This is a genomic window from Pseudomonas lurida, assembly GCF_013522705.1.
Classification (GTDB): Bacteria; Pseudomonadota; Gammaproteobacteria; order Pseudomonadales; family Pseudomonadaceae; genus Aquipseudomonas; species Aquipseudomonas quebecensis.
The window spans coordinates 1-760 of sequence record NZ_JAAMRE010000076.1; the positions used below are offsets into that span (position 1 = coordinate 1).

Consider the following 760-nt stretch of genomic DNA (forward strand, 5'->3'; position numbering starts at 1 on the left):
CGGTCAACGTGGTGGAAGATGACGCCGGCTTGATCGACCCCTCGATTGATTACATCACTGTCGAGTTTCCAGAGTACACGCCCTACGACCGCAACTACTCCGTCACCCTGCGCATGGAAGCCATGCGCACCGGTGGTGGCGTGGAGTTCTATGAGCAAACCTTGCTGGCCGGTGCCCCACCGCCACCGACGCGCTTTCGGATTGTGCCGCGCAGTGAATTCTTGCGCTTTGTGGGGTTGGGCGATGTGAAGATTTTTTATCGCGTGGACGACGGCCTGGTCGGCGTGCTGGGCGGCAGCGGTGCGCTGACGGTCCGTGAGTCCGAGCACTTGATCGTGCACTTTGGCGAGCGGGTGGCCGAACTGCCGAAGCCGCAGTTGGACCGCGTCGATGAGCACGACAACCTTGATCCGGACGATGTGATTGGCCAGGCCATCGTGACGCTGCCCTATGTCCGCACCTCACCGGGTGACACATTCATCTGGCGCTGGGTGGGCACGGGGGTTAACGGCAGTACCGGGGATAGCATCCTCCTCAATGGCAGCAGCGCGGGCCGGCCAGTGGTGTTTGGGGTCGACAAGGTGTTTGTCGACAACAACCGCGATGGCGAGATCCGTCTGAGCTACACCTTGGTCCCGGCAAGTGGCGGGGCCCTGCGTTCTGAAACTCTCATCGTCAGCGTTGGCCAAGCCTTGGGCGATTTGCTGCGACCCGAAGTGCTTGAAGCCTCCCGCAACCCCGATCAACTGACGCCCGAAGC

General features: G+C 61.8%; 1 pseudogene. It reads left to right on the forward strand.

The features are described 5' to 3' along the window. Positions 1-760: pseudogene (locus G7025_RS27305) on the forward strand (hypothetical protein); the annotation flags it as partial.